This is a genomic window from Persicitalea sp., assembly GCF_041751555.1.
GTDB lineage: Bacteria > Bacteroidota > Bacteroidia > Cytophagales > Spirosomataceae > Persicitalea.
On the sequence record NZ_JBGSXF010000589.1, the window covers coordinates 1 to 3763 of the forward strand.

A 3763-nucleotide genomic window follows, 5' to 3' on the forward strand; every position below is an offset into this window, starting at 1 on the left:
ACGACTGGTACAGAAAGTAGATATTGAGAAAATATAGTATTGTTCCCATCGATGCGTACAGATACACCTGCTTCACTTTAATACTGGGATCGATCTTACCTCTCGAGCCAATCGAATAGAGAATCAGCAAAAAGAAGACAACAATCTTAGTAATGAGCGGGTGAAGGAAAAGGTCGTAGCGCTCGTTGAGCCGGATCAATATTAGATTGAGAAGCGCATTAGGGTTGAATGAACCAAATGAGGGTATGCCTGTAAACAGATCATTGCTGTACCAGTAATGATGTAGGAATGTGAGCAGTAGCGCAACCGAAAGCAACAAGTCAACTCCCTTTGCTCGTCCCTCCTTCTCAGCATGAGTAGCCGCCATTTGAAATAAAATTATAGATTATTAATTTTCAAATATATAATTTTATTTCAATCTTTGGAAACAAATTCATCATCAACGTAAAAAGCTCAAATTGGAGCGTAGGTTAAATGGACAAAAAAGTTTCTGTTTTGATACCACTAATGCTGTTTGCGACCGTTGGCTGCCAATACCGAGGATTTACGGGGAAACGGCCTAAAAATGATGAAGTGTTACAGTATATGAGCGTTTTAGGAACAATAGACGACGCAAATAGGCTAGAAACCAAACGCCTGGAATACTTGATTCCTCCAACTTTTAGCCATGCAGATGGAGACGCTCTTGGGAATCATTCAAAGATGGCTATCCGTGAATCCTTGGAAAAGACTGACACGGCTGAAGTGGGAGTACTAGTACCCAGCCAGTTTTCAGTTTCAAAGATCATTTCGGCCCAAGAACAGCAAAGGGCTATGGAAGAAGAGGCGGACGAGAAATTATACAGAACTCAGTCTGATCCCGCCTACTATGAAAACACCAAGCGTGCATTTCAGGCGGAATACAAGCGGCGGATGGGGGCTAAAGGCTTGAATTGATATAGGGATAGGGCAACTAGATTCGAGTGAGGCTCGCATAGCCTACTTTTACTAATGCTAAGGTTCTCCAACCTTCCTGTACCTGAATTCAAACCCGTTGTTGATCGTAATCACGCCTTGATTGAAAAGTAGCGGAACACTGCCCATCGGAGTCACCGCGTAATAGTAGCTGCCTTCCGATTCGTATTTGAGGGGATAGGTGGTACCGTTGTTATAACGCATAAATAACCCTCCATCTTTTTCAGTAACGGTAAAGGTCACCACCTTAGTCTCGGTAGTAGCTGGACGCCCCTCTCTCGGGATCCTCTCCCATGTACCCAAATATTCCACCGTGCGGTTATCACCACCTTGTCCCGCGCTATTTTTGGAATCACAAGATACTAGCGTCATCAATATCAGTAAAATGACGCTGCAATATTTCAATCGGTTGAGCATAATTTGACGATCAGTATAGGAATAAGAAATTGCTTTTTCGCAATAGATAAAGCATTTATGTTCCTAAATATTGTTTCCAGCAATCATTTTTTAACCGTGAAGACCACATTTGAAAGTGACACCGTGTCACTTTCAAAACCTATTCCAGCACGCTCAGAAGCTGATTTGCCTTTTCAATCAGCAGTTTTAACGTTTCCTTTTTGGAAAGGTCTTCTTTCAGGAGGTCTCTTAGCCCTATTTGGAGTTTCGTGGCTTCACTGTCCGCTCCCCTGTAATCCTCTTTTACGAATTTGACTAACTCTGAATCTGAATCAGGCTGTGCTTTCTGGTCTCCTTTCGCCGAGACTACTTCAGACTCCAAATTCATCACCCCTTCAATTAGGGAAGCAATTGTTCCAGATTTCTTCTTGTCAGAATCGTCAGGCTTTTCTTTCAAATCGTCCAGACTCTTGAACGCTTTCGGCATTTTTTCCAAAACCGAATTCAGTTCATCAATGGATTCAATTGGTTTTGTGGGTTTCTTCTTAGCCAATGCTTTTACAGCACCTCGTGGTACTTGAGTTTGGCCCGATAGCACCTCCTGCTTTAATTTGGGTGACAGTTCATCTATTCCTTTGGCAAAGCCCGCATCCCTCTTTATCGTTCGTGGGCTGACGTTGTACTCCTCGGCCAGTTTCTCGGCGACATTTACATCTCGTCCGGATTTATTTCCCTCTTTCATCTTATTATACCTCAGTCCGCGGAGGTAGGATGCTTGCTCTGGGGTCAAGTTTCGTCGTCCTAGCTGGTAGTTGATCATGTAATCCCGGACGGTTTCCATGTCGACAAAGCTTTCGATATTGATCCTGTAGTCGAGTCCATGCTTTTCCGCCAGATCGTGTCTGTTATGGCCGTCGATGAGTACATACACTTTGGAATCATCGGCCATTCCATCCAATAATTGATTTGAAGCGCTTTTTGAATCCAGTCCGCTTCTGACCACGGTCGGCGTTGTTTCCCAAATCGTAAGTGGATCTTTGATGCCGTTGGCGAGCAGATTCGATTCCAATTGTTCCTTCTCTTCTTGTTTGAGCGGAGGAATGAGGCTTCGCAGTTCAGGAAGCACGATCAGATTTGACTTGATGAAAACCTCCTGCTGGAACATGGGTTTTTTCATGTCGGCAGTCTTTTCTTTTAACTTATCGAGCGGGCTAGTTTTGGCCATGATCTTATTGGAGTTTGAGGAGTTCGGTTGCCAGGGACTTGTACTGATTCCATGGGACGGAAGCGGGATCGCTGGTGAATAGGTCCTCCTTGGCTACCTGTGATTCCTTCACCGCTTTGGATTGACTGATGATCGTATCGAACACGTGGATTCCCTGAAAAGAATTTTTGATGTGTTCCATCATGTCGGCGTGGAGATTGAGCCGCTTGTCTATCATTGTGAAAACAAACCCTTTGATATTCAGGCTCGGGTTGGCAAAGGTGCGGATGTCGGAAATATGGTTTAGCAGGTTGGCGACCCCATGATAGGCGGATGCTTCGGCCTGGATGGGTACGATGCAGTCGCTCGAGGCCACCAGGGAGCAAGTTGTACAAATCCCGAGGCTGGGCGGACAGTCGATGAGAATGTAATCGTATTGATCCTTGATCGCGTTGAGTTTAATGGTTAATCTTCTCTCTGAGCCAATAGAATTCATCAAGTCGCTTTCACGCGCAGCCATGCGGATGTCAGACGGTGCCAAAAACAGGTTGTCTGCAATGGGTAGCACAGGTATCTCAGCATCGGACAGTAGGCTATCAATGATCTGGGTCTCCGGCTCATGAATATTGTAGCATTGAGAGAGGTTGCCCTGAGAATCCATGTCGATCATGAGTACTCGCAGCCCATACAGGCTGAGTGCCTTCGCCAGATTTATGACTGTGGTAGTTTTCCCTACTCCTCCTTTGTGGTTGACTATGGAAAGGATATGCGCGGGATTTGCACCGTTGTCGAAATTATCGGAATATCCGTACTGACGTAGTACTTCTTCGATAGCGGGCAGATGCTTTTTGGGAATATTGGCTGCATTTGCTAAAAGAGCTTTTGAAAGCGTTTGGGGAGGTATGCCCGCTTCCTTCTCTAACGGCGGAATTTTGAGGCCTGGCCGTGAACGGATAAAATCGACGATCTTCTCCCGAGTAATCATTGGGTTAGACATATTTAACTCTAAACTTTATGACACAAATGTAATAAAGAGGTTTTTCTATCCAATCTAATTCTGAAATATTTTGGCGAAAGTGACACGGTGTCACTTTCAAAGTGCATTTCGGGCAAACTAGCGGGCTTTGCTACCACTCACTCGTTGCTTTCATCTTACTTTTGGACGCAGACGCAATTCCGATTTCTGGCCTGCTACCTGAACTTCCTCAT

Annotated in this window: 5 protein-coding genes; 1 reads left to right on the plus strand and 4 read right to left on the minus strand. The window is 44.9% G+C overall.

Annotated features, from left to right (window positions below):
* On the minus strand, window positions 1-367 hold a 367-nt coding region (locus ACEW8P_RS20825), incomplete at its 3' end, for a YWFCY domain-containing protein (RefSeq protein WP_373514999.1).
* A 107-nt stretch (window positions 368-474) separates the two neighbouring features.
* On the opposite strand from ACEW8P_RS20825, the gene ACEW8P_RS20830 reads away from it, so the two are divergent.
* A complete protein-coding gene (locus tag ACEW8P_RS20830) occupies window positions 475-936 on the plus strand; it encodes a hypothetical protein (RefSeq protein WP_373515000.1) in 462 nt (153 codons plus the stop codon).
* A gap of 57 nt (window positions 937-993) precedes the next feature.
* Here ACEW8P_RS20830 and ACEW8P_RS20835 read toward each other — a convergent pair whose 3' ends face one another.
* From ACEW8P_RS20835 to ACEW8P_RS20845, 3 genes are all read right to left on the minus strand, one after another.
* Window positions 994-1326, minus strand: a complete 333-nt coding sequence (locus ACEW8P_RS20835) for a hypothetical protein (protein ID WP_373515001.1) — start codon at window positions 1324-1326, stop codon at window positions 994-996.
* Between the two features lie 184 nt (window positions 1327-1510).
* Entirely contained in the window at window positions 1511-2575 is a 1065-nt protein-coding gene (locus tag ACEW8P_RS20840) for a hypothetical protein (protein WP_373515002.1), read from the minus strand.
* Window positions 2576-2579: 4 nt separating this feature from the next.
* The gene (locus ACEW8P_RS20845) at window positions 2580-3551 is read right to left on the minus strand and encodes a ParA family protein (protein WP_373515003.1); all 972 of its coding nucleotides are present in this window, start codon (window positions 3549-3551) and stop codon (window positions 2580-2582) included.
* Window positions 3552-3763 lie beyond the last annotated feature (212 nt).

Bases quoted from the DNA above. Each gene is read 5' to 3' on its own strand.
- ACEW8P_RS20830 (WP_373515000.1), top strand. From the start codon at position 475: ATGGACAAAAAAGTTTCTGTTTTGATACCACTAATGCTGTTTGCGACC.
- ACEW8P_RS20845 (WP_373515003.1), bottom strand. From the start codon at position 3,551: ATGTCTAACCCAATGATTACTCGGGAGAAGATCGTCGATTTTATCCGT.
- ACEW8P_RS20840 (WP_373515002.1), bottom strand. From the start codon at position 2,575: ATGGCCAAAACTAGCCCGCTCGATAAGTTAAAAGAAAAGACTGCCGAC.
- ACEW8P_RS20835 (WP_373515001.1), bottom strand. From the start codon at position 1,326: ATGACGCTAGTATCTTGTGATTCCAAAAATAGCGCGGGACAAGGTGGT.